The organism is Bradyrhizobium sp. CCBAU 11357 (assembly GCF_028128865.1).
In the GTDB taxonomy this organism is placed as follows: Bacteria; Pseudomonadota; Alphaproteobacteria; order Rhizobiales; family Xanthobacteraceae; genus Bradyrhizobium.
This window is the reverse complement of record NZ_LBJW01000056.1, coordinates 1-5020: the sequence shown is the minus strand read 5'-3', so window position 1 is coordinate 5020 and position 5020 is coordinate 1. Positions and strand designations below refer to the sequence as shown.

General features: G+C 58.2%; 2 protein-coding genes and 1 pseudogene. 2 read left to right on the top strand and 1 reads right to left on the bottom strand.

Annotated features, from left to right (window positions below; genetic code table 11):
• Nucleotides 1–842 precede the first annotated feature (842 nt).
• On the top strand, nucleotides 843–1148 hold the full coding sequence (locus tag XI05_RS09155) for a hypothetical protein (RefSeq protein ID WP_271500778.1): 306 nt from the start codon (nucleotides 843–845) through the stop codon (nucleotides 1146–1148).
• 2202 nt (nucleotides 1149–3350) lie between these two features.
• Nucleotides 3351–4405 (top strand): annotated as a pseudogene (gene mmsA, locus XI05_RS09145) (CoA-acylating methylmalonate-semialdehyde dehydrogenase); the annotation flags it as partial.
• Nucleotides 4406–4560: 155 nt separating this feature from the next.
• On the opposite strand, the gene XI05_RS09140 reads toward mmsA, so the two are convergent.
• A partial coding sequence (locus tag XI05_RS09140) for an integrase core domain-containing protein (RefSeq protein ID WP_271500776.1) occupies nucleotides 4561–5020 on the bottom strand: 460 nt, incomplete at its 5' end.

Genomic DNA, 5020 nt, shown 5'->3' with positions numbered 1-5020 from the left:
ACACCACGGCTTGGTATTATCTGAGCGAGGAAGCTATCGCGATTCCGCGGAAAGAAAGAAAACGGGAAGGCTGAAACTGGATCGTCGACGGCGTGAAGTAAGCGGTTAAGCTGCACGGCGTATATCGGCCGACCGGGACCAGGATCCATGACCCTGAGTATTGCTGGAGTCTCGCGCGGGCGTAAGGTTGGTCTCGAGTACTTACCACCACCGGCCTGGAGATGATGAACCTGACTGGCGACGGCAACGCATTCTCCGAAGTCCTCGACCCGAAGCGAAGCGCATCTTGGCGAGCTGCTGGCGAAGAGCAGGCGCGCAGACCCAATCTATGGTCCCGCCTCGTTTGCAGCAAAGCGCTGCTGATTTCTGCATTCTTGTTCTTCCTGGTCTGCGAAAGTTCTGGAGCGCTCTTCTGGCTTCCTCAGACCATTGCCTCGCATTGCGGGACCTGACTGCGCTGGAGTCGGCCTCCCTTCGTGATGCTTATGCGCTCGGTGGAATGGTCATGGTCGTCTAGGGGCGCCATTCCGGCGGAAAGCGGGAACGGGCTAGGGACGACCGGCTTCGGACGGCTGAGCGGCACACGGCCGCGGAGCCGCCGAGAGCACCGTCCCATGAAAGCAGACGTTTTGTTGAGTGTGAACCGCACGCTAACAACGGTAACTTTTCTACAACTAGAACAACGCCTGGTTTCAATACGTCCTATCTAACATGGATTAAGGGCTTGCCGCTTTTTCCCGATCCGTTGTAGAATCTTCTTCGTGTGAGGATTTCGAAGGAATAGCTTCCGTTCAGCTCCAATTAAGCAAATTCATTTGAAGGATTCTGTGGGGGACATTGCGATGGCTAAGCCTTCCGTTTCCCGTGACGCCTTTCGTGGCTTGTTCGCCTTTTATGCGGCCAAGGCCCACCATGATCACACGCTGTCGCCGAAGCCCGGGCTCCTGCAGCTATTTGGGTCGAGCGACCACATCCCGGACGGGCTGCTGGAGTTGTGGTCGTCACGGACCGAGCTGATTGGCCCTGAGGCCGTTGGCAACATAATGTCACCACTGGCTCATCAGATCCTGGACGGCGGCGCACAATACAACCACGCCAGCGACTTCCTGCATCGATTGTTGCGAGAGTTGGACCGAGACGTCCATTAACCTCAATTACGAGATTGATCGGACGGTTTTTTGGGTAATCGGACGTCATCGTTCGGCCGCGCAATGAGTACACACCTAAACTTGGCGGCGTGGCGGACAATCTAATCAGGACAAGCGGTCGCACCGATCTTCAGTCGGCGTTGTACTTGGGAAAACGGCAACGAGCCGATCCCCTTCCCAAAGCTCAACGTCGTGCTCGCCATACATTTGCTCGGCCCGACATCTCGCAGCCTCCTCATCGACGCAGTCGAGCTTCGCGGCGCATATCACTCGCCTGCTGATGTCCACCACGAGCACTCTGTACCGCATGATGACAGTCCCATCCCAAAGGAGCCTGTCATCCTAGTCGAATGTTGGTGTAAAGCAGCGCCTAAAGTAAGCGCAGACGCGCGGAACCTTTGTACGTGTGGCCACTTGGCTATACCGTCGCCTGGACTCTTTCCGTCACACGGCGCGTCAGGTATCCTGCCCAGTGTAGCGCGCTTCAGCATCGCAATCTCACCGCGTGGCGAAGCGAGCGGCTCGAGCTTAAGATGGAGAATCGCCAGCATCATCAGCAGAAGTTGCCGTCCGGCTCGCCGCCTCGTTATCAGCCTCCGCGAGCGTAAGCCGATCGGCATGCTCGGAGGTTCGTACGAAGTCGTCACATCGTTTGCCGGCGCGGCCGCGAGAAGTTGCTCAACATCGACCTGGCTGGGCGTGGGCCGATGGGCCTGCGCAGAGATAGGGGCCGCCGACATGACAGCGGTGTCCGGAACAAGATCGGACGTAGGATCAGCTACCTTAACCTCGGCGTGAGGCGGCTGAGAAGGCGCGGCCGGTGCGGAGCGCAGCAACTCCGCTCCCGCATCAAGGATTCGGCTCTCCTGGGCCGCGCGGTCCCGCTCTCGTTTAAGCTGGCGGTGCTATCTTTGCCCATGCGCCGCCGTGCGGTCTTTTTCACCTTCGCGGTACCCTCGGTTAGGAACCGGCACTTGCGGTGCCTCTCCACCGATAGACGCAATGCTGGCCGCCGGAGCGGGGGCGAGTTGCCCAGGTCCCACCCATTCCGCTTGCGTCGGAGAGGTCGGTGGAGGTTTGCGTGCAGCAGTATTGAAGAGTCCCGCAAGAGGATTGAGATTCCGCAAGAGGATTGGCGGATGCAGAAGCCGTTGAAAAGTCTCAAAAAGAACGAGGCTGACGAAGCACAATCGCAAATAACCGGACATGGAAAAATCCCGGTATTGCGCCCCGCCGGGGATGACCATTCGCTCAGACCTAGGCAGCCATGGGGGGCAAATCTGGCGGTGCGATAAAGTCATTTGCTTCTGACGTGAGATCTTGGGTTAACGTAAGTCCCATCCGCAGCGGCTTGCAAAACAGAGCCCTTTCGGCGTTTGGTCGAGCTTCGGAGTGAGCGGCAGACATCATGTCATTGGGGAGCCGATGTACGGCTTCAGGTATAAGGGTGTGGTCGGTCGGTTTCCGTAGTTTCGTTTGAGGCCCGCAACGTTGCGCCCGTTCGAACTGTGCGTCGGTAGCGCCGCGATTATGAGCGTACATCTCGGCCACCGGTGCCGAATATTTCGCGATGTAGTATCTGACCTCGCTGCAAGATATGCGAGTTGTGGGCCTGTGGTGACGCGAAGTGAAGGCTTCGACCCCAGCGGCATCAGCAGCAACGCAACAATGGCCGCCGCGCGTACAATCATTCCCCGCCCCATTCTGTCTTCTTCGTACAGAGAGCAGGTCTGAGTAGCCCACACGGCGCAAATTAAGAATCGCGCACTGGTGTCAAAGTGCCGGGAAACTGTTGCTACAATGCTTCGGTATTCCGGCTAATGGCTGCAGACGGCAGCTGCTCGTGAAGGGACGTGACCTGGCTTCGTATCAAATTCGAAGCGGGGACGGGCGATCGTTGCATTGAACGGGAGCTGTTACCGCCGAACAACTCTTCTTCTCCGCGCGGCGTTCTGTACGCCGACCAATCCTTCTCGCGTTAGCGGCTCGCAGGCGTCGCCGGAGCGCCTGCAGTTCCCCAAATAGTGCGATAAGCCCCTCGACCCGTTAACGCAGAATAGCCGAATAGTTGTAAACCTGACGTCGATTACTCATTACTGCCTCGAACAATGACTATTGAAACAATATCGGGCGAAATCGGGAAGAGTATGCAACCGGAGGTAGGATCATAAAGCTAAAAAAGGGCAGGGTAAAGCGTGGAACAGCTATTCTACGCGCCAGCCGCTCGGTGTTGTCGCCGGAATCACACCCTTCAATTTCCCTGTCATGGTTCCGATGTGGATGTTCCCGGTCGCCCTCGCCTGCGGAAATGCGTTCATTCTGAAGCCATCTGAGCGCGACCCATCGCCGTCGCTCATCATGGCGGAGTGGTTGAAGGAAGCGGGTCTGCCGGACGGTGTGTTCAGCGTGGTGCAAGGCGACAAGGAAGCTGTCGATGCACTGCTGCATCACCCGGATATTTCGACGATCAGCTTCGTGGGCTCCACGCCGATCGCGCAGTACATCTATTCGACGGCCGCGAACACCGGGAAGCGCTGCCAGGCGGTGGGCGGCGCCAAGAACCACATGATTGTGATGCCCGATGCCGACATGGATCAGGCGGTCGATGCGTTGATGGGGGCCGCCTACGGCTCCGCCGGCGAACGCTGCATGGCGATCTCGGTTGCCGTGCCGGTCGGCGAGGGGACGGCGGATAAGCTGATCTCTGCGCTCGAACCCAAGGTCCGAGGCCTGAAGGTCGGGCCGGGTACCGACCGCGAAGCGGAGATGGGGCCTCTCGTCACGAAGCAGCACCTGTACTGCTGGTCGACGGACGCAAGTTCAGGATGCAGGGCTACGAAAATGGTTTCTTCGTGGGCGGAAGCCTGTTCGACCATGTCAAGCCGAACATGAAGATCTACAAGGAAGAGATCTTCGGACCGGTGCTGTCAGTCGTTCGAGCGCCGGACTACGCGACAGCCGCGCGCATGATCAATGAACACGAAGTTGGCAATGGTACCGCCATCTTCACGCGTGATGGCGATGCCGCGCGTGAATTCGCCCATCAGATCAAGGTGGGGATGGTCGGCATTAACGTTCCAATTCCGGTGCCGATGGCCTTTCACTCCTTCGGTGGATGGAAAGCATCGATCTTCGGCGACCACCACATGCACGGCCCTGAACGCGTCCGCTTCAATACTCGAATGAAGATAGTCACCAGCCGCTGGCCAACCGGAATACGAGCCGGTGCCGAATTCGTCATGCCCACCATGTCTTAGGAAAATGCCATCGAGCTTTTTGGATTGCTGCTTCCTCCTGACTATGAGGGCCCCTCCGGCCCTCGCTTCTTTTCGGGGAATTGTCCGTCGTCAGATAATTTGAGACTGATCAGGCTTTTCGCGAAGAGAGGCTCTGGCTCATCAGGGGTTGGAGTTTAAGCTGCTTGCAATTGATGCTGCAAGCGGCGGTTTGCGATGGTGTTGCGCTTGATGCGTTTTCGCTCGGCGACGATCGCCTCAGCCCTGCCGAAGTAGACATCGGCAGGAGTGAGGTTGTCGATGCTCTCGTGATAGCGGACGTGATTGTAGTGTTCGACGAAGGCCCGTATCTGCCGTTCGAGGTCGCCGGGCCGGTAGTAGTTGTCGAGCAGAATGCGGTTCTTCAAGGTCTGGTGCCAGCGCTCGATCTTTCCCTGGGTCTGAGGATGGTACGGAGCGCCGCGCACGTGCTGCATGCCCTTCTGGTCGAGCCACTTGGCCAGATCGTCTGCCACGTAACTCGAGCCATTGTCGCTGAGAAGCCTTGGCCGGTGCGCGACGGCGATGTTGGCAAGTCCGGAGGCGGCGAGTGCCTGGTCGAGGGTGGCTGTGACATCGGAAGCGCACATGGTGGGA